General features: G+C 57.0%; 25 protein-coding genes and 1 pseudogene. 16 read left to right on the plus strand and 10 right to left on the minus strand.

All coding sequences use genetic code 11. The features are described from left to right. The 4 genes and pseudogenes from AC2FJ6_RS12860 to pedF form a co-directional block, all read right to left on the minus strand. Positions 1 to 89 (minus strand): annotated as a pseudogene (locus tag AC2FJ6_RS12860) ((2Fe-2S)-binding protein); the annotation flags it as partial. Positions 90 to 113: 24 nt separating this feature from the next. Then, positions 114 to 692, minus strand: coding sequence for an SRPBCC family protein (locus AC2FJ6_RS12865; protein ID WP_170775744.1), 579 nt, complete (start codon positions 690 to 692; stop codon positions 114 to 116). A gap of 71 nt (positions 693 to 763) precedes the next feature. After that, on the minus strand, positions 764 to 1,660 hold the full coding sequence (locus AC2FJ6_RS12870; protein WP_170775742.1) for a transporter substrate-binding domain-containing protein: 897 nt from the start codon (positions 1,658 to 1,660) through the stop codon (positions 764 to 766). A gap of 18 nt (positions 1,661 to 1,678) precedes the next feature. Then, positions 1,679 to 2,359 carry a cytochrome c-550 PedF gene (gene pedF / locus AC2FJ6_RS12875; protein ID WP_496669257.1) on the minus strand — a complete coding sequence of 227 codons (681 nt, stop codon included), beginning with the start codon at positions 2,357 to 2,359 and terminating at the stop codon, positions 1,679 to 1,681. Between the two features lie 158 nt (positions 2,360 to 2,517). Here pedF and AC2FJ6_RS12880 point away from each other — a divergent pair, with 158 nt between their 5' ends. The 7 genes from AC2FJ6_RS12880 (at position 2,518) to AC2FJ6_RS12910 (ending at position 7,761) form a co-directional block, all read left to right on the plus strand. Further along, positions 2,518 to 3,684: an ABC transporter substrate-binding protein gene (locus AC2FJ6_RS12880; protein WP_170775739.1), complete on the plus strand. Its 1,167-nt coding sequence runs from the start codon at positions 2,518 to 2,520 to the stop codon at positions 3,682 to 3,684. 5 nt (positions 3,685 to 3,689) lie between these two features. After that, positions 3,690 to 4,652, plus strand: coding sequence for a YVTN family beta-propeller repeat protein (locus AC2FJ6_RS12885; protein WP_496669259.1), 963 nt, complete (start codon positions 3,690 to 3,692; stop codon positions 4,650 to 4,652). A gap of 24 nt (positions 4,653 to 4,676) precedes the next feature. Continuing rightward, entirely contained in the window at positions 4,677 to 5,123 is a 447-nt protein-coding gene (locus tag AC2FJ6_RS12890; protein WP_170775735.1) for a hypothetical protein, read from the plus strand. Continuing rightward, positions 5,120 to 5,839, plus strand: coding sequence for an ABC transporter ATP-binding protein (locus AC2FJ6_RS12895; RefSeq protein WP_170775733.1), 720 nt, complete (start codon positions 5,120 to 5,122; stop codon positions 5,837 to 5,839). The genes AC2FJ6_RS12890 and AC2FJ6_RS12895 overlap by 4 nt, the downstream gene beginning before the upstream one ends. Further along, positions 5,836 to 6,627, plus strand: coding sequence for an ABC transporter permease (locus tag AC2FJ6_RS12900; protein ID WP_170775731.1), 792 nt, complete (start codon positions 5,836 to 5,838; stop codon positions 6,625 to 6,627). The genes AC2FJ6_RS12895 and AC2FJ6_RS12900 overlap by 4 nt, the downstream gene beginning before the upstream one ends. 75 nt (positions 6,628 to 6,702) lie before the next feature. Then, positions 6,703 to 7,242 (plus strand): SEL1-like repeat protein, encoded by a 540-nt coding sequence (locus AC2FJ6_RS12905; protein WP_174819528.1) that lies wholly within the window; start codon positions 6,703 to 6,705, stop codon positions 7,240 to 7,242. A 123-nt stretch (positions 7,243 to 7,365) separates the two neighbouring features. Further along, the gene (locus AC2FJ6_RS12910; RefSeq protein ID WP_170775728.1) at positions 7,366 to 7,761 is read left to right on the plus strand and encodes a c-type cytochrome; all 396 of its coding nucleotides are present in this window, start codon (positions 7,366 to 7,368) and stop codon (positions 7,759 to 7,761) included. 2 nt (positions 7,762 to 7,763) lie between these two features. Here the strand turns inward: AC2FJ6_RS12910 and AC2FJ6_RS12915 are convergent, their stop codons facing one another. Next, complete coding sequence (locus AC2FJ6_RS12915; RefSeq protein WP_170775726.1) at positions 7,764 to 8,318, minus strand: hypothetical protein; 555 nt, start codon at positions 8,316 to 8,318, stop codon at positions 7,764 to 7,766. 174 nt (positions 8,319 to 8,492) lie between these two features. Here AC2FJ6_RS12915 and AC2FJ6_RS12920 point away from each other — a divergent pair, with 174 nt between their 5' ends. The 9 genes from AC2FJ6_RS12920 (at position 8,493) to AC2FJ6_RS12960 (ending at position 20,196) form a co-directional block, all read left to right on the plus strand. After that, positions 8,493 to 10,259 carry a PQQ-dependent methanol/ethanol family dehydrogenase gene (locus AC2FJ6_RS12920; RefSeq protein ID WP_170775724.1) on the plus strand — a complete coding sequence of 589 codons (1,767 nt, stop codon included), beginning with the start codon at positions 8,493 to 8,495 and terminating at the stop codon, positions 10,257 to 10,259. A 136-nt stretch (positions 10,260 to 10,395) separates the two neighbouring features. After that, positions 10,396 to 11,079, plus strand: a complete 684-nt coding sequence (locus tag AC2FJ6_RS12925) for a response regulator (RefSeq protein ID WP_170775722.1) — start codon at positions 10,396 to 10,398, stop codon at positions 11,077 to 11,079. A 44-nt stretch (positions 11,080 to 11,123) separates the two neighbouring features. Then, positions 11,124 to 12,302, plus strand: a complete 1,179-nt coding sequence (locus AC2FJ6_RS12930) for an FIST N-terminal domain-containing protein (RefSeq protein WP_170775720.1) — start codon at positions 11,124 to 11,126, stop codon at positions 12,300 to 12,302. Next, positions 12,295 to 14,514: a hybrid sensor histidine kinase/response regulator gene (locus tag AC2FJ6_RS12935; RefSeq protein ID WP_480878442.1), complete on the plus strand. Its 2,220-nt coding sequence runs from the start codon at positions 12,295 to 12,297 to the stop codon at positions 14,512 to 14,514. Before AC2FJ6_RS12930 ends, AC2FJ6_RS12935 begins: the two co-directional genes overlap by 8 nt. Before the next feature lie 30 nt (positions 14,515 to 14,544). Then, positions 14,545 to 15,537 (plus strand): aldose epimerase family protein, encoded by a 993-nt coding sequence (locus AC2FJ6_RS12940; RefSeq protein ID WP_480878445.1) that lies wholly within the window; start codon positions 14,545 to 14,547, stop codon positions 15,535 to 15,537. Between the two features lie 85 nt (positions 15,538 to 15,622). After that, positions 15,623 to 16,828, plus strand: a complete 1,206-nt coding sequence (locus AC2FJ6_RS12945) for a YcaO-like family protein (protein ID WP_496669261.1) — start codon at positions 15,623 to 15,625, stop codon at positions 16,826 to 16,828. Continuing rightward, positions 16,825 to 18,132, plus strand: a complete 1,308-nt coding sequence (locus tag AC2FJ6_RS12950) for a TfuA-like protein (RefSeq protein ID WP_480878449.1) — start codon at positions 16,825 to 16,827, stop codon at positions 18,130 to 18,132. The genes AC2FJ6_RS12945 and AC2FJ6_RS12950 overlap by 4 nt, the downstream gene beginning before the upstream one ends. 30 nt (positions 18,133 to 18,162) lie before the next feature. After that, entirely contained in the window at positions 18,163 to 19,458 is a 1,296-nt protein-coding gene (locus AC2FJ6_RS12955) for a gluzincin family metallopeptidase (protein WP_170775710.1), read from the plus strand. A gap of 147 nt (positions 19,459 to 19,605) precedes the next feature. After that, the gene (locus AC2FJ6_RS12960; protein ID WP_170775708.1) at positions 19,606 to 20,196 is read left to right on the plus strand and encodes a pentapeptide repeat-containing protein; all 591 of its coding nucleotides are present in this window, start codon (positions 19,606 to 19,608) and stop codon (positions 20,194 to 20,196) included. A 57-nt stretch (positions 20,197 to 20,253) separates the two neighbouring features. Here the strand turns inward: AC2FJ6_RS12960 and AC2FJ6_RS12965 are convergent, their stop codons facing one another. From AC2FJ6_RS12965 to AC2FJ6_RS12985, 5 genes are all read right to left on the minus strand, one after another. Next, a complete protein-coding gene (locus AC2FJ6_RS12965; protein ID WP_170775706.1) occupies positions 20,254 to 21,993 on the minus strand; it encodes a tetratricopeptide repeat protein in 1,740 nt (579 codons plus the stop codon). Positions 21,994 to 22,117: 124 nt separating this feature from the next. After that, complete coding sequence (locus AC2FJ6_RS12970; protein WP_331252154.1) at positions 22,118 to 22,759, minus strand: GNAT family N-acetyltransferase; 642 nt, start codon at positions 22,757 to 22,759, stop codon at positions 22,118 to 22,120. 204 nt (positions 22,760 to 22,963) lie between these two features. Continuing rightward, on the minus strand, positions 22,964 to 23,908 hold the full coding sequence (locus AC2FJ6_RS12975) for an ABC transporter substrate-binding protein (protein WP_170775702.1): 945 nt from the start codon (positions 23,906 to 23,908) through the stop codon (positions 22,964 to 22,966). A 41-nt stretch (positions 23,909 to 23,949) separates the two neighbouring features. Then, positions 23,950 to 24,957 (minus strand): ABC transporter permease, encoded by a 1,008-nt coding sequence (locus tag AC2FJ6_RS12980; protein ID WP_170355083.1) that lies wholly within the window; start codon positions 24,955 to 24,957, stop codon positions 23,950 to 23,952. Further along, complete coding sequence (locus tag AC2FJ6_RS12985) at positions 24,954 to 26,480, minus strand: sugar ABC transporter ATP-binding protein (RefSeq protein WP_170775700.1); 1,527 nt, start codon at positions 26,478 to 26,480, stop codon at positions 24,954 to 24,956. The genes AC2FJ6_RS12980 and AC2FJ6_RS12985 overlap by 4 nt, the downstream gene beginning before the upstream one ends. Positions 26,481 to 26,485 lie beyond the last annotated feature (5 nt).

Here is a 26,485-nt window from a genome sequence, read left to right on the forward strand (position 1 = left end):
TGATCACGCAAAAATCCAGACAATAACGTCCGACCCTCAACTTCACCGCTCACAGCTACGCCGTTCACAGTCATCGAAATCTTCATCAGATTTTCCTCCCTTAAATTTTCGGATCAACCGCCGAACAGGCGCTTGAACCATCCTTTTTTCTCTTCCGGCGGCGGCGCTGCCTGAGCTGGCTCGACCGACACTTCGGACACAGCAGGGGCCGCGGCCGGTTCGGGCGCAGCCTCGGCAGGCGCGGGCTGAGGTTCTTCCTCGACCGCATTCTGGAAATTCTCAAAGAACTGGTCAGCCATTTTCTTGGCCACGCCATCAATGACCCGACCCCCTAGCTGAGCCAGCTTGCCACCCACACGCGCATCAACATTGTAGGCCAGCAACGTCCCCTCGGGCGCATCCGACAAGGTGACATCTGCTGCACCCTTGGCAAATCCGGCGGCCCCGCCTTTGCCTTCCCCAGATAGCTTGACGCTTTCCTGATCCACCATGTCCGACAGGGTCACTTCACCTTTGAACGTGGCCTTTACGGGTCCGACCTTCTGCACCACTGTCGCGGCAAACCCATTTTCTGCTGTTCCCGACATTTCTTTGCAGCCGGGGACACATTCTTTCAGAATGTCGGCCGATAGCAGTGCCTCCCAGACTTTGGAACGTGGGGCCGCAATGACGCGGCTGTCATGTAGTTCCATGTCACTCCCTCCAGTATTTTCGGTTAAGCTACGCGGTGATCTACCCGGTGCCTATAAGACCTTGGGTGTAGTCACCGCAGTTTCGGCGGTGCATGCGTCAGGCCGTGCGCGGCGAATATCTGTTCGATCCGGCCATCCTGAAGCGCTGCATAAATCGCATCGTCCACCGCATAGCTGAGGCCGCGATAGGCGAAATGAACCGCAACGCCACTGGTCCAGCTGCTGACGGCAAAACCGGGCAAGGGCGGCGTGTGCAGATCCAATTCGGGCGTCAAACCGGCTTCGAGCTGAGCGCGTGGGCCCATGGCCGCCATGGTGTCACCTGCCACCAAGGCCTCCATCGCAAGACCCGCTGTGGGAAAGCGGTGCACATTCTGCGCAAGCTGGCCGCCCGGAAAGGCCGACAGGTAGAAATCAGCAATCGAGTCATTTTCCACCGCGACCGTATCAAAGCGGAAATAGGCCGGAACGGGCGGGTCTTCGGGGTATTCATCCTTGCGATAGGCAATCGCGATTTCTTCATCGTGATACTGACCGGTGAAAACCACTTGTTCTACCCGACAGGCGAATTCACTGTCATAGGGGACGTGTAGCATCACATTGGCGACACGTCCGTTGATCAAAGGGCCTTTCCAGACCCAGTTGCGCAGGTCGGCTTCAAGATTTTCTCCTGCGGCGACCAGATTGAACCGAGCTTCGACACCCAGATCTTCGGCAATCAACTTGCCGATTTCTATATCGACGCCCTGAATTCTGCCGTCTTCCTCGAACGACCACGGAGCGAAATCCTCATAGGCTGCGAACTCAATATAACCGCGCTCGATAATGGTATCGAGGTCGGCTCCCACGATGTCACGGCTGGCGTTTTGCGGTTTGGGTTGGGGCACATGATCTTCACACCTGGCCATTGCTTGCCCAGTGGTCAGGGCCGCAGCCAACAGGGAGAAAACGAAAAAGCGTCCGATCATGTGCCCCACTCTGCCGATCTATTGCGCGGCAGACAAGCCGATGGTCAGCTGTTCCGCTGCCTCGGCAAAGTTCGGGCTGTCCCCCGAAATCAAAACAGCGGCGCGTAGGGCGACGCTATCGGCCACGGGCGCGCCCGAGCCGGTCTCAATAGTTCCCGCAATCTCGCTGAGTTCAGATTGTAGCGCGGCTGCGTCTCCGTCGCCGCCGTTGGCCATCGCGGCCAGCAGATCACGGATCTCCTTCAGCCGGTCGGAATGATCGTCCAAAGCCCCGTCATCGGGACGGGTTTCTATATATGTGCGAATGGCCCACGCGGCCTTCTGGCCCAAAAGCTCGCCAAAGGCGGGCATCTTGGTGATCCCGTTCTGAGTGTAACCTTCGCGGAACCGCTCGGCATACCATTCATCGCCATATTCTTCGGCTTCAAGATACCTCAGATCAGGGGCCAACCCGCCCGAGACAACACCTAGACCATGGCACCGTGCGCAGTTCTGGTTATAGCCGGAATCACCGATTTCAATCGCCGCCTGCCAGACCTCTTCTCCCTTGTCGCGGTAAGGGTTCTCGATCAGCCACTCATCGCCCACATCGGGCAGAGCGTCAGTATTCACGGGCTGCGGGGCGACATCGCCATGGGCCAGCGCCATGCCGCCAGCCATGACGGCGCTTAGCATTACGCTATAAAAACCTGGACGCATCTTATCCTCCTCTACGACGCTTTCCCCGGTCATAGCTTAGCAGAATTCAGCATGGAATTAGACCTTGGTTGCAGATTGGGGGGTAGCTGCGACTAAGGTCTAATGGTCCCGAAAGGGATGAGCAGATTTTATCAAATTGTCAGGGAGGAGGCGTCGACATGAAAACCTATTTGCGCGCCTTGATCGCTTCGGTTCTGCTGCCGGCCGCAGCATGGGCCGAGGTTGAGATTGCGGTCACATATTTGCAGATGCAGGTACCGCGGCCTCCGGTTTTATCCAACCTTGATCCGATACCGGACGATTTGGGTGTGGCAGGGGTCGAGCTGGCCTTGGCCGACAACCTGACAACCGCAAAATTCCTTGGGCATAAATACAACTTGTCCGTCACGTCCGTTCCCGAGGGTGGCGATTGGCTGACCGCTGCCCGTCAGGCTTTGGCGGATAGCCCTTTTCTAATCCTCGATGCGCCTGCACAAGCGCAACTGGACGTTGCTGACCTGCCTGAGGCGGCGAACGCTATTCTGTTCAACGCATCCGCGTCTGATCTGGATGTGCGAGACCAAAATTGCCGCGCCAATCTGCTGCATACTTTGCCGTCGAACATGATGCGCACCGATGCGCTGGTTCAATTTCTGGTAAAACGCCGCTGGGACGAGTTGGTGATGATCACCGGCGTCCATCCCGGTGATCAGGCCTTTGCACAGTCGCTCAAACGATCGCTGGAAAAATTCCGTCTGGAGCTAAGCGCCGAAAAGACATGGGAATTCGACGCCGACTTACGCCGCAATGCCGCTCAAGAGGTGCCGCTGTTTACACAGGAATTCGGTGACTATGACGTCCTGCTGATCGCAGATGAATTGGACGACTTCAGCCGGTATATCGAATTCAACACATGGCAGGCCCGCCCCGTGGCAGGGTCCGACGGGCTGCAACCTGTCACGTGGTCGCGTGTGGTCGAACAATGGGGCGCGGTCCAGATGCAAAACCGGTTCGCCGAACAAACCAGCCGCAGCATGATGCCAAAAGATTATGCCGCATGGGCTGCCTACCGGACTTTGGGAGAGGCAGTGACGCGCACGCAATCCAGTGACCCGACCGTTTTGCGCGACTATATCCTGTCGGACGATTTCGAACTGGCCGGGTTCAAGGGCAGGGCGATGAATTTCCGGTCGTGGAACGGCCAGTTGCGGCAACCGATCCCATTGGTCACCGACCGCGCCGTCGTCGCGATGGCACCGCTGGAGGGGTTCTTGCACCAACGCACGGAACTCGACACGCTGGGATTAGACGAGGGCGAAAGCCAGTGTCAGGCATTCAGGGAGTAACTGGGATGAGATTGACAGCACTTCTGGCGGCGACCGCCCTCTGCGCACCGGCGGCCGCGGACGAAATGTGGATCAGCAATGAAAAGGACGACACGCTGAGCGTGATCGACATCGAGACGCTCGAGGTGATCCGTACGATAGAAACCGGCGAACGCCCACGCGGGATCACCTTTTCCAAGGATTTCTCGGTGCTGTATATCTGCGCCTCGGACAGCGACGCGGTGCAGGTGATGGACCCGGAAACGGGCGAGATCCTACACGATCTGCCCTCGGGCGAGGACCCCGAGCAATTTGTGCTGCATCCCAATGATCGCCATCTTTACATCGCTAACGAAGACGACGCGATCACCACCGTAGTCGATACGGAATCGCGCACCGTAATTGCTCAGATCGACGTTGGGATTGAGCCCGAAGGGATGGCTGTGTCCCCCGATGGCAAGATCGCCATCACCACGTCCGAGACCACCAACATGGCCCATTGGATCGACACCGAAACGCAAGAGCTGTTCGCCAACACTCTGGTCGATTCCCGCCCGCGCCACGCGGAATTCCTGAAGGATGGGACCGAGCTGTGGGTCAGCTCGGAAATCGGCGGTACCATCACGGTGTTCGACGTGGAAACACAGACCGAAAAGGCCAAGATCGAGTTCGAGGTCGAAGGTGTCCACCCCGACCGGGTGCAACCCGTGGGGTTTGAACTGTCCAAGGGGGATGAAACCGCCTTTGTCGCGCTGGGACCGTCGAACCATGTGGCGGCCGTGAATGCCGAAACCTATGAGGTTGAAGACTACATCCTTGTGGGGCGTCGCGTCTGGCACATGGATTTCAACGCCGACAAATCGCTGCTGTTCACCACAAACGGCGTATCCGGCGATGTGACCGTGATCGACGTGGCGAAACGTGAACCCATCAAGACAATCAAGGTCGGACGCTTCCCCTGGGGCGCGGCCTTCCGTCCGACCAACTGAAAGAATTTCGAGGAGACTTAAGAGATGAAGCAATTGATATGCGTGGCCGCGATGATGGCTATGGCTTTGCCAGCTGCGGCTTTGGCCGATGATGACGATGACGGATTTGGTCTGGCCGGAATTTTGTCGGCGAAGAACAAAGAAGACCTGCCGCCGATCACTCTGTCCGCCGGTGTGCCTCTGGCCGAGGCCCCGTGGGTGCTGAAATCCGGCATGTATTACGAGTTCGAGATTCAGGGCGATGGCAGTCAGGAACTGGCTTTGGTGGGTCCTGAATTCTTCCGCGCGATCTGGGTTGATGAAATCGTCGTCGAAGGACTGGAAATCCGCCCTCTGGGGCTGGACTCGGTCGAATTCGATGAAGCTGGTGAGATGGAAATAGGCTTTGTCGCGATCAAGCCGGGCAGCTACTATCTGAAAGTGCCGGGCAGCACCGGCGAAACACAGCGGCTGGAGATTACCATTCAGTGACAGGGCTTTCAGTCCGAAATGTCAGCTACGCCTATGGCGAGAAACGCGCGCTTGATGATGTGAGCTTTCATGTCCCCCAGGGCGCGTTTTGTGCGTTGCTGGGACCGAACGGAGCAGGGAAGTCGACCCTGTTTTCTCTTCTGACACGGTTGTTTACCACGGCGCAGGGCGTGATCGAGGTTGCAGGGTTCGACATCTCAAAACAGCCCCGTCAGGCGCTGGCTCAGATTGGCGTGGTGTTTCAACAACCTACGTTGGACCTGGATCTGACGGTGCACCGCAACCTCAGTTATTTCGCCGCTTTGCACGGGTTGGCGGGGCGCGATGCCGAAATGCGGATCTCAGCCGCGCTTGACCGGCTGGACATGGCCGAACGCGCGGCCGAACGCACCCGCGACCTGAATGGCGGGCACCGTCGAAGGCTGGAGATCGCACGCAGCCTAATCCATTCCCCCTCGGTTCTTCTGCTGGACGAGCCAACGGTTGGACTGGATGCGGCCGCCCGAAAAGCCATCACGCAGCATGTCCATGCGCTGTCGCAGCAGGACGGGCTGACCGTGCTCTGGGCGACGCATTTGACCGACGAGATCGAGCCGGATGACCACGTCGCCATCCTTCACCGTGGCAAGCTGCTGAAACAGGAACTGTGCAGCGACCTGACCAGCGGACAACCTTTGCAACACGTCTTTCTGTCCATGACAGGGGCCACGGCATGACCGGCGCGCTGATTGCCCTGCGCGCCATTCTGATACGCGAGGCACTACGTTTTGTTCGTCAGCGCAGCCGATTTGTCGCCGCGCTGGTGCGTCCTCTGGTCTGGCTGATTGTCTTTGCCGCCGGATTTCGCGCGGCATTGGGCCTGTCTATCACGCCACCCTATCAGACCTATATCACATATGAGATTTACATCGTTCCCGGCCTGTGCGGTATGATTATGCTGTTCAACGGGATGCAAAGCTCTCTCAGTCTTGTCTATGACCGCGAGATGGGCTCCATGCGCTTGCTGCTGACCAGCCCTTTGCCCCGCTGGTGGCTTTTGTTTTGCCGCTTGCTGGCCAGCACGACGATCTCGATCCTGCAGGTCTATACCTTTCTTGCGGTCGCCGCGGTTTACGGCATCGATATGCCAATCATTGGTTATCTGCTGGTGTTCCCGGCACTGATCGTGGCGGGGCTGATGCTCGGGGCGTTGGGGTTGGCGCTGTCCTCGGCCATCAAGCAGCTTGAAAATTTCGCGGGGGTTATGAACTTTGTCATCTTCCCGATGTTCTTCCTGTCCTCGGCGCTTTACCCGCTGTGGAAGATGGCCGAAAGCTCGGCCCTGTTGCGCGATATCTGCGCGTTCAACCCTTTCACCCACGCGGTCGAGTTGATCCGTTTTGCGCTCTACGGGCAATTCAACGCGGCAGCCCTCGGATGGACGATTCTGGCCGGGTTTATTTTCCTGGGACTTGCGCTTTGGGGATATGATCCGGCGCGGGGAGTGAAGAAACCCCGCGGGTAGAGCCTCTACGACCATGGCAGACGTGAAATCGCGCGAGTGTTGAGATAGACTACCCCCAAACCAGAGGGTTCGACCATGATCCGTATCGCTGCACTGTCCCTGTTCATAGCGTCCGCCGCCTCGGCCCAAACGGTCGAGGATGAGTTCGGCACGCTCAACCCGCAGGACACAGGATGGGGCAAGGTCATGAGCAATATCGACAACGGTATCACCGACATGACCACCTGCGCGTCGGGCTACTACATGACCAAGTCAGGGCGGCATGATCTGGCGCGTACTTTGTTCAGAACCTGCGCCGAGGCGGGCTATACCGGAGCCATGACATGGATGGGTCAGTTGGACAATAATGGTCTAGCGGGTCCCTATGACCCGGACGCAGCCGCCGCATGGGACAAACGCGCCGCCGATCTGGGCGATCCGGTTGGAAAGTTCAACTATGGCCTCAACCTGCTGCGCGGGCACGGTGTGGCGCAGAATCAGGAACTGGGACGCGCCTATGTCGATGAAGCCGCGCGGGAAGGGCTGAAAATCGCCAAACGGCTGCAAGAATCAGGCTATGATCCGAACGAGGTCACACCCGACGCGGATGAATGGAAATACGCGCCCCTGTTCTGAAAAGCGCAATATCCCCACATTTCTACGACCAAAGGATGAGGGTGCGCCTTCAGTTTCTTGATGTACGTCAAGCCCTTGCCCCCAGCGGAATTCGTATCATTCGAAAAACGTTTGGAGGACCCTATGAAACACCTCGCCTTGTCACTTGGCCTTGTCGCTTACGCCATCTCGGCCCCGCCCACGCTGGCTCAATCCACCTTCGACCGCATCAAGGTTGACGCCGGTGAAGATCTGTTTTTCTCGGAATGTCGACGTTGTCACGCGCCGGATGCCACGGATCCAAGCTATGGGCCTCAGTTGGACGGGATCGTAGGGCGCAAGGCAGGAACCGTTGACGGCTATGACTATTCAGACGTGCTTGCAGGTTCCGGTATCGTCTGGACGCCCGCAGCACTGCGCGCATGGATGGAGGACAATGACGGTTTCATGCCCGGCACCAAGATGCGCCATGTGGGTATCGAAGACCGAACGATTCAGGATTTTATTCTTGCTTACCTGAGCAGTCTTTCCGCTCAATAACCCTATTCAATCACGATACCTGGCAACCAGTGGCTGTCAGGGTCGGGTTCGTGGATGTCATCATGCTTTATCGGCCTGAGGTTCCCGGCCTCGGGCGGTGCCGACAACACGTCCATGTCCATTTCGTGCAATTGCCCAACAAGATGGTCGCCGTCCGCGTTCAAGCGGTAGTAAATGCCGTTCCACATGTTGATACCGTATTCGGTCGCGCCCTTATGGATGAACAAAAGATCATATTCCAGATCAGTCAGATCCTCTGCGGAAACATACCGCTGCAACTCGTAGGGGTAGGGGACATGGCACCAGTGTTTGTCCGGACCTTCCAAGCACTTAAACGGGCGCATTGACAAGAAATGTTCGGAAAACACCTCGTCATTGAATTCGAGATCGTAGATCGTTGTCTCGCCATTTTGCGAGAATTTTACGTACCCTATTAGTATTCTATGCCCAGCATCATCAACGAGAAAAATCTCTTTCTGCCCGGTTAACGGTTTGGCCACCGAAGGTAGGGCCGAAGCAAGGCCAAGCAGCAAAATGCTTGAAAAAAGCCGTCGCATTGTATCCTCCCTTCAGAAAAAGTTGGGTCACACTAGTTGAAATCGTCCGCTCAAGCCCTACGACCATTGTGCAATTTCACCGAAGGACTCTCCCGCGAATAATACTCTCGCCAACAATCCCGACGTGTCGGAGATTCGGCACGGAGGAAAGACATAAGTCTAGGGAGGACACCGATGAGCCGGTTTATCATGGCGGCAGTTGCAAGTGTGATTGCAACGGGCGCGGCCTATGCAGAAGTTACCGAAGACGATCTGGCGAACGACCAAACGATCACCACGCAGATCGTGACCAATGGCATGGGGCGGCACTTGCAGCGCTACAGCCCGCTGGACATGCTGAACAAGGACAACGTCGATAACCTGCTGCCAGCCTGGGCTTTCAGCCTTGGCGGCGAAAAGCAGCGCGGTCAGGAAACCCAGCCGCTGATCTATGACGGTATGATGTATATCACCGGATCCTACTCGCGCCTCTATGCGATTGATCTGAAGACCGGTAAAGAAGTCTGGCAATACGACGCGCGTCTGCCCGAAGGCATTCTGCCCTGCTGTGACGTGGTCAACCGTGGTGCGGCCATCTATGGCGACATGGTCATCTTTGGTACGCTGGACGCTCGGATCGTGGCGCTGAACAAGGACACGGGCGATGTTGTCTGGCGCGACAAGATCGCCGACTACAAAGCGGGCTATTCCTATACAGCGGCTCCACTGATCGTCGACGGGCTGGTCATCACCGGCAATTCGGGTGGTGAGTTCGGCATCGTTGGCGCGGTTCAGGCGCGGGACGTCAATACCGGCGACCTGGTCTGGGAACGGCCGGTGATCGAAGGTCACATGGGCACGCTGAACGGCGAAGAAAGCACCATGACGGGTGAGCTGAACGCAACCTGGCCTGGCGACATGTGGAAAACCGGCGGCGGCGCGACGTGGCTAGGCGGCTCGTACGATGCCGACACCGACACGTTGGTCTTCGGCGCGGGCAACCCGGCCCCCTGGAACAGCTGGCTGCGCAATGCAGGGACCCCAACCGAAGGCAACAAGGGTGACAACCTCTATGCCGCCAGCCGCATCGGGATCGACCCCAAAACTGGCGACATCAAGTGGCACTTCCAGACCACGCCGCGCGAAGGCTGGGATTATGACGGCGTAAACGAAGTCGTCGCCTATACCGACCGCGAGGGCAATCAGCGCTATGCAACTGCCGACCGCAACGGGTATTTCTACGTACTGAACCGTGAAGACGGCGGGTTCGTATCTGCCACGCCCTTCGTCAAGGATATCACATGGTCCTCCGGGGTGGATGAAACCGGTCGTCCGATCTTTGTCGAAGATAACCGCCCCGGTGATCCTGCAGCGGCAGCCGATGGTAAGAAAGGTGAAGTGATCTTTGCTTCGCCCTCGTTCCTGGGTGGCAAGAACTGGATGCCGATGGCGTTTTCGCAGAAAACCGGCAATTTCTATGTGCCTTCCAACGAATGGGGCATGGATATCTGGAACGAGCCGATCACCTACAAGAAAGGTGCCGCCTATCTGGGCGCGGGCTTTACCATCAAGCCGAACTACGAAGACCATATCGGCTCGCTCAAGGCCATTGACCCGGATACCGGCGAATGGAAGTGGGAATACAAGAACGACGCGCCGCTTTGGTCGGGCGTGATGACCACTGCTGGTGGTCTGGTGTTCTTCGGCACACCCGAGGGCGAGTTCATTGCTTTGGATGATGAAACCGGCGAAAAGCTATGGTCGTTCCAGACCGGTTCGGGCATCGTCGGTCAGCCTGTAACCTGGGAACAGGATGGCGAGCAATATGTCTCGGTCATCTCGGGCTGGGGCGGCGCGGTTCCGCTTTGGGGTGGTGAAGTGGCCAAAAAGGTCAACTACCTGAACCAGGGCGGCACATTGTGGACCTTCCGCCTGCCGAAGGAGCTGGCCTCGGCAAACTGATACAAGGGTCTTTCGATCCAAGCGCGCGCCCCAAACGGGCGCGCGTTTTCTTATACGACTTTTCGCCAGTTTGCGGCATTCCATTCCCTTGCTACGCTTGGTTAAATTGGGCAACCCATTGCAAAGGCCAAGACCCATGCTTGCAAACCCTCAAGGGCAAAATGATTTCGAAAACGTCCTGATCGTCGATGATCACCCGTTGTTTTGCGATGCGCTTTCGATGACGCTGCAAAGCGTTGCGCATATTGGCGAGATCCACACCGCCGACCGGCTGGAAGACGCTCTGACCATGATTGCCGAAGGCCTGAAACCGGACGCGGTCATGCTGGACCTGAACCTGCCCGACGTGGATGGGTTGGACGGTCTGGTGCGCTTGAAAGCGGCGGCCAAAGCACCTGTGATCGTTGTGTCCTCTATGACGGACAATCGGGTCATCAGCCAAGTCATCCACGGGGGAGCCTCAGGCTACGTCCCAAAGCACAGCCAGCGCGATGTGTTCCGTACGGCCTTTGAAACGGTCCATTCCGGTGGTGTATTCCTGCCCGAAGGATGCGTGCTGATCGACGAAGAACAAGATGACGAACAAAGCGATGCAGTTGGGCGGCTGGCCACCTTGACCAATCAGCAATCCCGTATCCTGCAATTGATCTGCGAGGGCAAACTGAACAAGCAGATTGCGTATGACCTGTCCATCGCAGAGACGACCGTAAAAGCCCATGTGACTGCAATCATGCGGAAACTGGGGGTTCAAAGCCGGACACAGGCCGTTCTGATCGCCAATAAAGCCTCGTTCGCCAGCGTCTTGCAAGAACAAGGCTAACCGTATTACGTTCGACTCTCGTCGCGCTTTAGGGAGGAGGCCCGATGGACCAAGCAGTCGGGTGGGCACCGGCCCGAACCCGTGCGCCAGGCATCGTCAAAACCGCATTTGTACACCGTGACACGCAAGACGCTGTTGCGCAGCTTGCGGCTGCGTTAGGACCGGACACCCTGTCGCTTGTTGTCCTGTTTGTCAGCGGCAACGCGAATGCGACGCAGATCATTGCGCGGGCAGCGGACAGATTTGCACCGACACCGGTCGTAGGCTGCACAACCGCGGGCGAATTGGCAGGGGACGGCTATACCGAAGATCAGATCGTTGCCATCGGCCTGCCCGCAACGCATTTCGAGACGCGCACTATTCTAGTGCCCGATCTGAATGATTTTTCGGCCCCCGATATCATTCACGAGATGATCCGAAACCGCACGGAAATGGGTGAGGCCCGGCCAGAGTGGCCGCACGAGTTCACTTTCCTTCTGATCGACGGGTTATCAACCAAAGAGGACGCGCTGACCTCGGAACTGGCCCTTGGTTTGGGGCCTGTCCCCCTGTTTGGCGGATCCGCAGGGGATGGAACTCGGTTCGGTCATACGTACGTTCTGCATCAGGGCAGGGCGCATGAAAATGCCGCGATTCTGACCCAGGTACGCACGCGCTGTCCGATCAAAGTGTTCAAGACCGACCATCTTGTACCCACATCCCAACGCATGGTTGTGACTGATGCCGACCCTTCCAAGAGGATTGTACGAGAAATCAACGCCGAACCTGCCGCTCGCGAGTATGCCAGAGTGCTGGGGAAGGACCCTGAACAGCTTGATACCTTTACCTTTGCAGCCCATCCGGTCGTTGTTCAAATCGGCGGCCAACATCACGTGCGCGCCATCCAACGTTTGGACGAAAATGGCGATCTTGTCTTTTTCTCGGCCATCGACGAAGGACTGGTTCTGACCCTTGCAGAACCGATGGACATGATCAGCCATCTTGGACAGGAAATTGGCGCCCTGACCCAATCCGCCCAGCCCGATGCGATTTTGGGCTGCGACTGCATCTTGCGCAGGCTGGAAGCACAGCAGAAACAGATGACCGGCGCGTTGTCGGAAATCCTGTCAGACAACAACGTGGTCGGCTTTTCAACCTATGGCGAACAATTTAACTCGATCCATGTCAACCAGACCCTGACTGGGGTCGCGATCTATCCGCCCGAGGATGACGGCCATGATTGAATCGCTGATCGACCCGCTTGACCCTCTGGAACGCCAAAACCAGAAACTGCTGAAGATTGCCGAAGCCCTGATGCGCCGGGTCGAGGAATCGACCGATGCCAGCGGGGCGGCCTATGCGCAATTCCAGCGCGCCGCCGTGCTGGAACAAGAAGTTCGCGCCCGCACGCTGGATCTGGAACGCGCGCTGCAATTGCTCAACGAGTCGAACGCGCAGCTTGCACAGGCCAATCAGGAAACCGAGGCCGCGCGCGCCGACCTCGCCAACGCAATCGAGACGGTTCAAGAAGGGTTTGCACTGTTCAACCTCGAAGAAGAGCTAGTGCTATGCAACAGCCGCTTCGGGATGCACATGCCCGATATTCAGGCGCAATTGGTGCCGGGTCTCAGCTTTACCGAATATGTCGAGCTTGTCAGTCAATCCAGGTTCCTGTCCCTGCCCGAAACGCTTACGCCACAAGATTGGGCCAAACGGCGTATGTCCCGTCATACGGACGATCATGTGGTGTTTAACGTCCGGCTTAACGGCAATCGGTGGACTCAGGTTTCGGAACACCGGACACCCGATGGCGGCACGGTCATCCTGCAAACTGACGTCACCGATATCATGCGCATCGAACGGCAAGAGAGGGACCGTATCCTTGACGACAAGGCCCGCCTGATCCGCGCCACGCTGGAGCATATCGACCAAGGCGTCTGCATCTTCGACAGCAAATTGCGCCTGATCGGATGGAACAATCGCGCCAGTGAACTGCTGGCCATCCCAAATGCGCAGTTTCAGATGGGCGTCCAGTTCAAAACCGTATTCGACCGCCTTAGCGCGACCATCCGGTTTGAAGGCGGCGTCAGCGATGCCGATCTGCTGGATTGGGTCAATCGAACTGCGGAACGGGCACCGCTGAAATTTCAGATGCGCAGTGGGCGATTCAAGATCCTTTCGGTGTTCGCGCAAGAGATGCCGGACCGGGGGTTCGTGATTTCCTTTACCGATGTCACGGCCGAGCACCAGTCGGCGCAAGCCCTGCACGAAGCCAAGACCCTGCTAGAGCACCGCGTCGCCGCGCGAACCGAGGAATTGGCTCACGCCTTAAAAGCGGCTGAACGCGCCAATTCTTCGAAATCACGTTTCGTTGCTGCAGCGAGCCACGATCTGCTGCAACCGCTTTCAGCTGCCAAACTCTATGTCGCCACATTGGGCAGCGGGTTAAACGAAAACGACGCACGTAACGTGGCCGGAAAAGCCGAAAGCGCGCTCAACAGTGTCGAGCATATCCTCGAGGCGCTTCTGGATATCTCGAAACTGGATTCCGGTCGTGCCACGGTGCACCAGACCACCTTCTCAATTAGCAATCTGCTGTCTCAGCTCGAAGACTCGTTTCGTCCTGTCGCCCAAGCCAAAGGGCTTGAATTGCGGTTCGTACATAGCAACGCTTTGATACGCAGTGACGCAAGCTACCTGCGGCGCATCCTGCAAAACCTGCTGTCCAACGCGATCCGCTACACAGATGCAGGCAAGGTTCTAGTTGGATTGCGTAAACAGCAGGGCTCGGTTCGGATCGAGGTCTGGGACACAGGCGTCGGAATCGCATCCGACCAGCAAGAGATCGTCTTTCAGGAGTTCCAACGGCTCCATTCCGATGCCAGCGCAGCCGAGGGGATGGGCCTGGGGCTCGCCATAGTCGAGCGCGCCTGCGGACTGTTGAATCACCCCATTCAGTTACGATCCGAGCTGGGGCTGGGAACGATGTTCTCGGTTGAGGTTCCTTTGGCGGATACCGCACCTCTAAAACCGCATGGCCATGTACTGCAACAGGTCGATGACTCGGTGACACTAACCAGCACTGTGGCTTTGTTGATCGAAAACGACGAGAACCTGCGCTCTGCACTGACCATGACGATGGAAACCTGGGGCATCCAAGTTCTGGAGTGCAGCAGCGAGGAACAAGCAGTTGGCCTGCTGCGCGAGATTGAAATTGTGCCCGACATCGTCATTGCCGACTATCAACTGGACCACGGTAAAAAGGGAACGGATGCGGTCGTGGCTTTACGGCACGAATTCGGTAACCTGCCAGCCTGTATCATTTCGGCCAACAGATCTTCTGAACTGACCGGATATTGCAAACGCGCAGGCGTCCCCTTGTTGCATAAACCGATCGACGTCCAACGGTTGAAATCTGTATTAGAGACCTTGTTGAAGAAAATAGAACCAGAATAGACTACCTGTAAGACATCTTATGTTAAATTTATGATCCCCCATAAAGGCAACAAGCAAGCCGTTGTTCAAATCTCCAACGGGACACTTACAGCGACCCTCGGTTCGATTGGTGCCTCGCTGATTGATTTACGTCTGGACGGCGTCGACCACCCCTTGGTTTTAGGTTGGAAAGCGCCGAGCGAATATCTGCGTAATGACCCATATCTTGGTTGCATTGTTGGGCGCTGCGCAAACCGGATATCCAACGGGCAATACGCTCTGAATGGAAAAACCTATTCAGTGGAACGCAATTTCCTGGGCAAACATTGCCTTCATGGCGGAAGTAAAGGCGCTGCCCGACAGAACTGGCGGCGGAACAACCAGACAGAGAATGCGGTGTCTTTCGAACTGGAAATACCTGAGGGAGACATGGGTTTTGGGGGCGCTTTGTCCGTCAAAGCTCACTATTCCATTACGTCACCCGCGACGTTGAACTTGGACATCCGGGCCATAGCAACGGGCGACACGATCTGCAATTTCACGCCGCATTGGTATTTCAACCTGAATGGCGACGGGGATATCGGGGACCATCTGTTGCGTGTCCGGGCACAAGACTATTTGCCGGTCGATGACGAACTGATCCCCTTGGGTTCGGTCGAACCTGTCCGCAACACGCCTTACGACTTTCAAACACTCCGGCCCGTCGGAGACGCTCCCTTAGACCATAATTTTTGCATAGCGCGCGAACGTATTAGACTAAAACATATCGCCCAACTGCACGGGCTTCGGTCTGGTGTCGCTTTGGACCTGCATTCAACCGAACCGGGGCTTCAGATCTATTCCGGTGACTTTCTAGACAGCGCGGATCTGCCAACCGTTTTCGGCGCGCCCTATTCTACACGCAGCGGCCTAGCACTAGAGCCGCAAGGCTGGCCGGACGCGATCAACAACCCTTCCTTCCCCAGCGTCGTCTTCATGGACGGGCAAGAATATCACCACCAATCTCAGTATATGTTTAGCCGCCTGTCCGACCGTCACAGTTGACCCAACGACGATCCTCTATCATCCTGATCCGAAATTGGTTTCCGCTTCGTTGTCTGTTTCGAATTGAATTGGTTAAGGTCCCCTGATGCCCGGTGTTTCACAAAAACAATACGTTCTTGATACGCACCGGTTGCGAGACCCCGAACAAACGCTGGAGATCGTCAAACCCCATCTCAAGGACATGGGCATCACGCGCGTTGCAAACCTGACCGGGCTGGACCGGATCGGATTGCCAACCGTGATGGTGGCGCGCCCGAACTCTCGTTCGGTGGCGGTGTCTTTGGGCAAGGGGCTGTCGCTGAGCGCGGCACAAGCCTCGGGCGTGATGGAGGCGATCGAGTCCTGGCACGCCGAACGTGTCCACCTGCCCCAGCGGCTGGCGCGGTATTCCGATCTTGTGGCCGATGACGCAGTTATCGATGTGACCCGCCTGCCCCGTGTGACCGGCGGGCAATTTGATCCTCATGCGGCGATGCTGTGGGTTCAGGGATGTGATCTGAATGCCAACCAAGCCTGCTGGGTCCCGCTTGAGATGGTGGACACAGACTACACCGCCGCCCCAAGCGCCAGCCAGGGGGCCTTCCCCCGAACAACCAACGGGCTGGCCTCCGGCAACAATGTCACCGAGGCCAGTTGCCACGCGATTTGTGAGTTGATCGAGCGGGATGCCACAACCCTGTGGCATCATCAAACACCGCAGGTTCGGGTTGATCCGGACACGGTCGATGATCCCAGATGCCGCAGCGCGATGGCCATGATTGACGCCGCCGGTCTGGATTGCGGGATATGGCAGACCACCTCGGATATCGGCATCGCCTGTTTTCGTTGCGTGATTGCCGAGGCCGGGGGTCAGCCCGGCCATATCGGGATCGGGGATGGCTGCCATGTGGACCGCTCCATCGCCTTGTTGCGCGCTTTGACCGAGGCCGCTCAGACCCGTCTGACCTATATCTCGGGCGCGCGTGACGATCTTGATCCTGCCGAATTCACCGATCAAGCGCAATCCGAACGATGCCAGTACGTCCGCGACCTGATTGACGCGGCCCAACCGATCCAGAGTTTCACCGATTGCCCCACCCACGCCAGCGCATCTTTCGAACAGGACCGCGATCTGCTTTTGGAGCGTTTGAACCGGCAAGGCATGTCACAAGTGGTAATCGTTGACCTGTCACAACCGCACATAGACATCGGCGTGGTGCGCGCGGTCATACCCGGTTTGGAGGCACCGCATGACGACCCGGATTTCATCCCAGGCGTACGGGTCGCCCGAGTGCAGGAGCAGCACACATGACTGCCGTGGTCTTTGCAGGTCCGACCCTGTCGGCCAAGGCCGTCGCAGCGCATTTGGACGCCACGGTTCTGCCGCCCGTCCGGCAGGGTGACGTCTATCGTGTCACCCGCGATAAACCCAGTGCGATCGGGATAATTGACGGGTATTTCGAAGGGGTGCCCTCGGTTTGGCACAAAGAAATCCTGTGGGCGATGGAACAGGGTATTCCCGTCTATGGCAGCGCCAGCATGGGCGCGCTACGCGCCGCCGAACTGGCCGATTTCGGAATGATTGGCGTCGGGCGCATCTTTGACGACTACCATTCAGGCGTATTGCAGGATGATGATGAAGTGGCGGTTCTGCATGGACCTGCCGAACTGGGCTATCCGTCTCTCAGCGTGCCAATGGTTTCGATCCGGACCACTGTGGAACGCGCGCGGGCTGAGGGTGTTTTGTCAGACGAAGGTGCCCAAACTCTTTTGCGCGTGTCCAAGGAGACCCAGTACAAGAAACGCCAGTGGGAGGGTATCGTAAAGGCGTTAACGGGCGGCTCTGAGATCACCAGCTTCATGGCTTGGTTGCCCAACGGTTATGTAGATGCCAAAGCAGAGGATGCCCTCGCCATGCTCGTCCAAATGGCCCAAGGTATTGGGGATGACACAAGTCATTCACACAGAACAGAACGGACCTTGATGTGGAATTCTCTGCGCCGCCGCGTTGAGGCCGAAACACCCTCCGACCCCGCCGTAATAAACGAATTGCGTCTGCAACCCGCGCTTTTTGCCGAAGTGAGAGATCGCGCCCTGCTGCATGTGTTGGCACGGGATGAGGCGCACAGACGCGGCCAAACGCCAGACCGCGACGCGCTGGTTCAACAAATGACAGCGCACCGGGATCGTGCCAACCTAACCCGCCACGCAGACCTGATGCGCTGGCTGGACGCGAACGACCTGAGCCCAAACACCTATGAAGACATGCTGGCCGACGCGGCCCGTCTGTCAGCCGTATCGCAAGACCGAGGCGCGGATATTGAAGCCCCGCTCTTGAACGAGTTGCGCCGTGCGGGGATCTATTCCCAACTTCGGGACCGAGCTACTGCGAAAGCAGAGTTGCAAGCGACCGCGCCCCTCACGACTGGATCGGACCGTTTGCGCATGGTGCTGTGGTATTTTGAAACACATCTTGACCAAGAGGTGCCCGATGATCTTGAATCCTATGCAAGGTCGCTTGGTTTGTCCGGGCGGGATGCGTTTTATGAGCTTATAGAAACAGAGTATTTGTATTGCCAAAAAGCCGTCACAACGGACGACTCCAATCACGAATAGGGGCACCGGACGGGCACGGGAGGGCACCGGATGACTTTACCCGAACAGACACCTGATGAGGAACCCGGAACCCGGTTCCTGTTGTTCCCGCAATCGCCTTTCCTGGAACCTGACGCGGAACTGGAGCTGGTCGAAATCTCGGCCCCGCAGGGCAGCATTGGGCCGGGCCCCTCGGGGCCGCGCATGTATACTGTCAACCCGGTTGGCAAAACCACGCCCTATGGGGCGATAGTTCCCGGCCCCGACGGTCCGGGCATGTATCTGCCACCTTGGAACGGCTATATCCAGCCTCCGGCCATGCCGGACGAGTTCGGCAATTTCATTCATATCGACCCCACAGACCCTTCTTTTGAAGCCGCACATCTGTTTGGGTCTGCACATTTCACCATGGATGTGTGGCAAGGCTATTTTGATCACCCAATCCCTTGGCACTTTGCCCGTGATTTCGACCGGCTGGAACTGTCGCTGCTGCCTAGCCTAGACAATGCGCACATCGGGTGGGGGTTTCTGGAAACCGGCGGCACCCATGACCATGGCGACGAATACCGCCCCTACAGTCTGAACTTTGATGTCGTCGCCCATGAGATCGGCCACGCAATCATTTACAGCGTGATCGGGATGCCCTCGAACGGGGACGCCTCCGGCGAATACTACGGCTTTCACGAGTCTGCCGCGGATATGGTGGCGCTATTGGCCTCGCTCCATTTCGGATCAGTGGTCGAGAGCCTGCTGCAAAACACGCGTGGAAATCTTTATACCTACAACCGCCTGAACCGGTTTGCCGAACTGTCCGAGAACGCTCAGATCCGAATTGCCGCCAACAACAAAACGCTGTCCGAGTTTTCCCATGGTTGGTCCAGTGAACATGCACTGTCTGAACCGCTGACCGGCGCGATGTTCGATATCTTTGTCGATATCTATCACGAACGGCTGCTGCTGCACGGGCTGATCTCGCCCGAGGAAGAAGACCTGTCGGACCAACTGGAAGGCTCTCCAGACTACAGCACTGTCATGCAGGAGATTTTCGACAAACGCTACGCCGAAAATCCCGATGGGTTCCGTATCGCCTTGCTTGAAGCGCGAGACTATCTGGGTACCTATCTGGCCGATACCTGGTCGCGCCTGGATGCGGACATGCTCAGCTATTTCGGCGTGGAAAAAGCACTGCTTGCCGTGGATCAGGAGATCACCGGCGGCGCGTTCCACCAGATCATCGAGGGCAACTTCAGAATGCGCGATATCGGGCTGACAACGGCCGGTCCCCGCCTGCCTGACCCGGAAGAAGACAGCCATTCAAATTCAGTCCGTACGATGGTCCCGGATTGACCAATCGCAAAATTCTTTTTTTTGAAGCCGATTTATGGCATGGAATAGAGGGGTGATTTTTTTGGATTTTCTGGCACGGGGCATCTCGGGCCGTGGTGAAAAGGGTGAACGGTCAAACCCGCGACCCCACAATTGGGAGATGAGTTTATGGGTGAAACATTGCTCAGTTTTTCGGAAGTGCTAATTTACGGAAGAGTCCTGACTGACATTAAGCTGGAAAACAAGAAAAAGGGCGGCAAAGGCAACAACAAGCATCTTTCCGACCAGCTTGAAGATGAGAAAGTTCAGGGCGGAAACGACTTAAAAGCGCAGTTCGCCAAGATTTATGGTTTTGCCTATGAAGGCACTTATTACGACCTGCCAGAACCGGCAATTTTTCTGGTTCATGGCGACGGAGACCCCGTGAATGGTAACCCGAATGAACCTCCAAACAATGCATCACGCGCTCCAAGGGATCCTTCGATCGGCGGCGTCGCGGCGGCTGATTACCAAGTAGCAAACGACATCATGGTTTGGCGCTACGAAAAGGCCGATCAGACCATGCGTATGGATGTCACAACCGGTCAGTTCGAACAGGTTCTACTGGACATTTATTTCGGCTTCGACAGCCCGGCGATCAGTGGGGCAAAGGTGTCGGGTGCCAAGGTTAGCGGTGCGAAAGTCTCGGGCGCCAAGGTTTCCGGTGCCAAAGTCAGTGGCGCGAAAGTCAGCGGTGCGAAAGTGCGGGGCGGCGACTAAGCCCCCTTCCCTTTCCCGGTTCAAACAGGGCGCGCAGGGTCGCGCCCTTTTTTATGCTCAGAACCCGGCCTTTTTCAGACCTTCTACAAAGTGTTGGGTGTCATCCTCCAGCCGGTCGGGCAGAACCTTGGCCCACCGTGACAGAGAGAAGTTGGGATGCGCTTCGCGGTGCTTGTCCGCGATCAGACGCGCCATATCCGTGTTCCCCAATTGCGCATGGCTCGCGGCCAGCATCCGTTGCCCCTCGGTTGGGTTGTTCATCTTGTTGACCGTCTCTATCACGTCCTCATAGCGTCTGAGATTGTAATAGGCGCCGCCCAGATGCCACAGGTACTGATCGGGGAAATAAGGGTTCAGCCGCATGGCCTGTTGCAGATGCGTGATCGCCGTTTCGTTATCACCCGAATGGGCCAGAGCGTCCGCGTAATCCGAATGCATATCGGCGTCATTGGGGTTCAGGGCCAATGCACGTTGATAGGACTGAATAGCGGCGTCATGTTCCTTGCGATACAGATGCACATACCCCAATTCACCAAAGCCGCGCGCATCCGTCGGGTCCAGTTCAATCGCCTGTTGGGCAAAGGTCAGCGCCTGTTCAAACGCCTTGGACGGGTCATCACTCCAGGAATAGCGCCAGTCGATGTTCAGCGTCCGTGACAACGCCGCCGCTGCGCGTGCATAGCCGCCGTCGCGTTCCAGCGCGGATTGGTAAAAGTTCTGCGCTTTACGATTGTCGTTGCGCGTGTATTTGAAGATATGGTGTTGGCCCTGAAGAACCGACCCATAAGCCTCAAGATCAGAGGGGATCGCCTGGATCATCCGCTGCTTTTCATGTGACTCGATCATGACGGCAGTCGCAGCGACGATACATTCGGTGACTTCGTCCAGAATGTCGAAAATATCGTCGATATTGCGGTCGAACCGTTCCGCCCAGATCGTGCGTTCACTACTGGCATCCACCAACTCGGCCGAGATCCGGATCCGACTAGCTGATCGGCGTACGCTGCCCCGCGCGATATAGCGCACGTTTAACCGCTGTGCGGCGTCTTTCGGCGGCATGGATTGCGCTTTGAAGAAAAAGGACGAGTTGCGCGCGATGATGAACAGGTTCCTAAACTTGGACAGGTTCATGATGATGTCGTCTGTCAGACCTTCGGCCACCCAATTATCGGACTCGTCCCCGTGGCTGGCAAAAGGCAGCACGGCAACCGATGGTGTATCAGGACGTTCGAGAATATCCCCCAACACTTCGGGTCGCATCGTTCCCGCCATGGTTGCGCCTGCAACCTCGCTGCGGACGCAATAGGTCGACACCGGGTTCATGATATTCTTGAGCTGCTTGGGCCCCAAAAACTCATAGCCATAGCGCAGGCGGTTGCAGACCTGATCATAGACAGCCGAACTAACATAGACACGCTCGGGCTCGGCGATCTCTTGCAGCCGTGCGGCGATGTTGACGTTATCGCCATGAATGCCGCGATCGTCGATCAGGATTTCCCCAAGATGAACGCCCGCACGGAATTTGATTCGCTGGTCTTCGGGACCGGCACTGTTATGCGCGCTGGCGATACGATGCAATTCGACACCAAACTCGACCGCGCTTGTTGCTGTTTCAAACAATGCCAAGATGCCGTCGCCGCGCACCTCGACCACCCTGCCCTGATGTTTTGCACAGGAAGATTCGAGATCAGAAATCAATGATTTCAGCGCGTTATAAGTATCTAACTCATTTTGACTCATCAATCGCGAATACCCGACGACATCGGCGAACAGAACTGCGCCAAGCTTTTGAGTCATCGTAAAATTCGGATTGGTCGTATTCACTGTTTATTCTCGTTTATTTGGCACCGAACAGGTCCGTGGATCAGCATAAAGCAAATTTTGAAATTTAACGACTACTTGCGGTATTAACGACTTTCACTCAACCACTCTTGCACTTAGGCGGCCATGTCCAGGCCGCAGACGCATTCGGTCCCAACGAGACCTGTGTATCGTCAGACAGTTCCGCCGCCAAAGCGTCGCGCCGTTTCGCCCAATCGCCTTTGAGAACACCCACAACAACCATGTCATGAAACTGCCCGTCTGCAAACCAGGCCTCACGCATGGTGCCTTCGACCTGACATCCTATCCTTGCGACCAGATCGCGGCTGCTGGTGTTGTCCGCCCGATAATAAGAGGTCAAACGGTTCAACCCCAGTTGCCGAAAGGCAAAATCTACCACCAAAGCCGTCGCTCGGATACCAACGCCGGTGCGTCGCGCGGATTTGTCGACAAACATTGCAACCACTGCATCCCGGTTTACCAGCGACACGCTTTCGATCCCGGCCAGGCCAACCGCTTCACCAGAGCTGTTTTCCACCACGAACCAACATTTGCAACCCGCTCCTTCGGCGGTGAACACGGCCTTCCAACTTTCTTCTGTCTGAAACTGGTTCAACGGAACCCGCGATGTCCGATCAAAAAGCGCAACGTCTTCAGGGTCTTGGAACCAATGGGAGATGACCTCAAGATCCGCTTTCTCCATCGGGCGCAATCTAAACTTATTACTCAAGTTGTCTGACACTTAAATCAACCTTTAAACAAAATCTTAACGATCCACCGAAAGACACTAGCACACTAGATGTGGAAATACGAATTCAGAAACCTCAATTCGGCGCATAGTTGCCCTCGCCTTAAAGTTTCATCTTAATACTTCCTGATCGAGTAGCGCAAACAAAACCGGCCCGCCGCAGAACGACGGGCCGGTAAACCGTTAGTGGGCTTGATCTTAGTCGTACAGAACCGCCGCGATTTTTGGATCGTCCATGTTCGAGGCGTCATAGTAGTAGAAACCGGTGTCGATCAGTGCCGGAACCTCTTCACCTTTCAGTGCGGAAACAGCGGCCTTGACGGTCTCGTAACCGATCCCAACTGGGTTCTGAGTGATCGCACCAGCCATCAGTCCGCTTTTGATTGCGTCCTTCTGCGCTTTGCCGCTGTCATAGCCGATGATCACCAGACCTTCGGTGCCCAGTTCCTGAACACCGTTCACAACACCGATGGCCGAGCCTTCGTTGGTGCCGAAGATGCCGTCCAGATCAGGGTTAGCCGTCAGGATCGCCTTGGTAACTTCGGTCGATTTCAAGTGGTCGCCCTGGCCGTACTGAACTGTGACAACTTCGATGTCAGGATATTTTTCTTCGATACGGTTCACAAAGCCATCGCGGCGGTCGATACCGGTGCGGCTGGTCTGGTCGTGGGCCACAACAGCAACCTTACCTTTACCTCCCAGCTTCTCGGCCATCTTGTCGGCAGCCAGACCCGCAGCGGCCAGGTTGTCGGTGGTTGCGGTCGAAACAGGGATGTCGCTGTCGACACCACTGTCGAACGCGATGATCGGGATACCCTTGTCATTCGCCTGACGCAGCAGTGGGATAGCCGCCTGGCTGTCCAGCGCAGCAAAGCCGATGGCTTTGGGGTTGTTGGCCAGTGCAGCGGCCAGCATGTCGATCTGACGGTCCACCATGGTTTCGTTATCGGGGCCTTCAAAAGTAATTGTGACGTTGTATTCGTCTGCCGCCTGCTCGGCCCCGGATTTCACGGCCTGCCAGAACTGGTGCTGGAAACCTTTGGATACCAGCGGGATATAGATTTCCTCTGCAGTGGCCATCGAGGCCGGGGCTGCAAGGGTGGCAGCGCTCAGCGCCCCCAGAATGAAACGACGTGAAAACATGTTTTTCTCCTCCACAGTTGGTCGTTTGTTATTTGGTTTCTTCAGCCGGACTTTTTGCGCCGCGCCATGTCGGCATAGACCGCCAGAATGATGATTGCGCCGGTAACAACGGTTTGCCATTCCTGCGCCACGGACAGCACGCGCAGGCCGTTTGTCAGGACCGCCATGATCAGTGCGCCGATCAGCGTGCCTAGAATGGTACCGCGTCCACCCGACAGCGACGTGCCGCCGATCACCACGGCCGCGATGGCCTCAAGCTCGTATCCCAGACCCAGCGCAGGCTGCGCCGAGTTCAGGCGCGAGGCAATCAAGATGCCGCCGATGCCGCAGATTGCGCCCGCCAGAGCGTAAATGCGCATCTTCCAAGCGTCGGTGTTCACACCGGACAAGCGAACTGCTTCTTCGTTCGAGCCCAAGGCAAAGGTGTAGCGGCCAAGAACCGTGCGGCTCAGGATGTACGACGCTGCAATCGCCACCAGGAACAGGATCAGCACGCCGTTCGGGATGGGCAGAGCCGGGAAGATCTCTCCGATCAGCGACCCGCGTGAGATCTGGTCAAAGCCCGGCGTGTCGTTGAAATAGATCGGCCGCGTACCCGAGATGACCAGCGACAGGCCTTTCAGGATCAGCATCATGCCAAGCGTGGCGATGAAAGGCGGGATCTTCATTTTGGCAACGAAAGTGCCCGAGCAAAGCCCACAGAACGCGCCCGCCGCGATGGCTGCCGCCACGCCCAGCAGCAGGGGCATCCCCAGATAGGTCAGCACCACGCCTGCGATCACGGCGCAGAAAGTCATCAGCGTGCCCACCGACAGGTCGATCCCCCCGGTGATGATCACCAGCGTTGCCGCCACTGCCAGCACCCCGTTGACCGAGGTCGCCTGCAAAATGGCGATCATGTTCGAGGTTTGCATAAAGTTTGGCGACGCGATTGAGAAGCCGATCAGCAGCGCGATCAAACTGGCGAATGCCAGCAGTTTTTGATACGCGCCGCTGTCGGACAGTCCCGCGAGTGGTTTCTTCTTTTCAACGTCTGTTGCCGTGGTCATTGTGGTGCCCCCGTTACCTGCATCGCCGCCGCACGTTGGGTGGCCAGATGCATGATGTCTTCCTGAGTGGTGTCTTTTCCGCCGGGCAGAATGCCGGTCAGTCGGCCTTCGCACATCACAGCGATGCGATGGCTCAGGCGCATGATCTCGGGTAGTTCCGACGAGATCACGATGATAGTCTTGCCCTGCTCGGCGAGTTCTTCGAGCAATTTGTAAATCTCGGACTTCGCGCCAACGTCGATGCCACGCGTGGGTTCGTCAAAGATCAGGATATCGCAATCACGCAGCAGCCATTTTGCAATGACGACCTTTTGCTGATTGCCCCCTGACAGCAGTCGGACCTCTTGCACGTCCGAGGGCGTGCGAATGCCCAACTGCGCGATATATCCCTTGGCCGTGGTGCTGATTTCACCGTCATTCAACACCCCTCCGGTGCCGGTGAACAGATCCATCGAAGCCAGCGCAATGTTGTCGCGCACGTTCATGCCGGTGGCCAATCCGAAATGCTTGCGGTCTTCGGACAAATAACCGATGCCCGCCCGCACCGCATCCTTGGGCGACTTGATCGAGACCTCGTGCCCGTGCACGCGGATCGTTCCGCTGTCCTTCACATCGGCGCCGAAAATCGCGCGCGCAACCTCGGTTCTTCCGGCTCCCATCAGGCCCGCGAACCCCAGAATCTCGCCCTTCTGGACCGCGAAGCTGACATCCTTAATCTCTTTGCCGCGATTCAGACCAGAAACCTCAAGCGAAACTTCGGCATCGCCAAGATCCGGCACGTCCAGAGGTTTCTCGTTCACCTCACGCCCAACCATCATGGCGATGATTTGGCTGATTGGTGTCTCGGCAGCGCCCACGGTGCCCACATATTCGCCATCGCGCATCACGGTGACGCGGTCGGCGATTTGCTTCAGCTCGTCCATTTTGTGGCTGATATAGACGATGCCCACGCCCTCGGCCTTGAGACGGCGTATGATCACGAACAGTTCGGCGATCTCGGCATCGTTCAGAGCCGCTGTGGGTTCATCCATGATCAGAACCTTAGACCGGTACGACAGTGCTTTGGCAATCTCGACCATCTGCTGTTTCGCGATGGTCAGGCTGCCCACCAATGTCTTGGGGTCCAGCGACAGGTTCATCGAGGCGAAAATCTCGGCCGTTTGTGCGTTTAGCGCGGCCTCATCCAGACGACCGAAGCTTTTGCGCGGTTCGCGACCGATAAAGATGTTCTGCGCAACGGTCAGGTCGTTCATCAGGCTCAGCTCCTGATGGATGATGCCAATGCCCAGATCCTGCGCCTCGCCGGGCGTGGTCGGGCTGACCGACTTTCCTTCGATCACCAGATCACCACCGTCGCGCTGATAAATCCCCGACAGGATCTTCATCAGCGTGCTTTTCCCGGCGCCGTTCTCGCCCATAAGTGCGTGAACCTCGCCCGAAAACAGATCGAACTGCACTGTTTTCAGCGCGTGCACGCCGGGGAAATACTTTTCGATCCCCGTCATGTCGACCAGTTTTGTCATGTTCC

The sequence above is a fragment of the Ruegeria sp. CDSA089 genome, assembly GCF_059612205.1.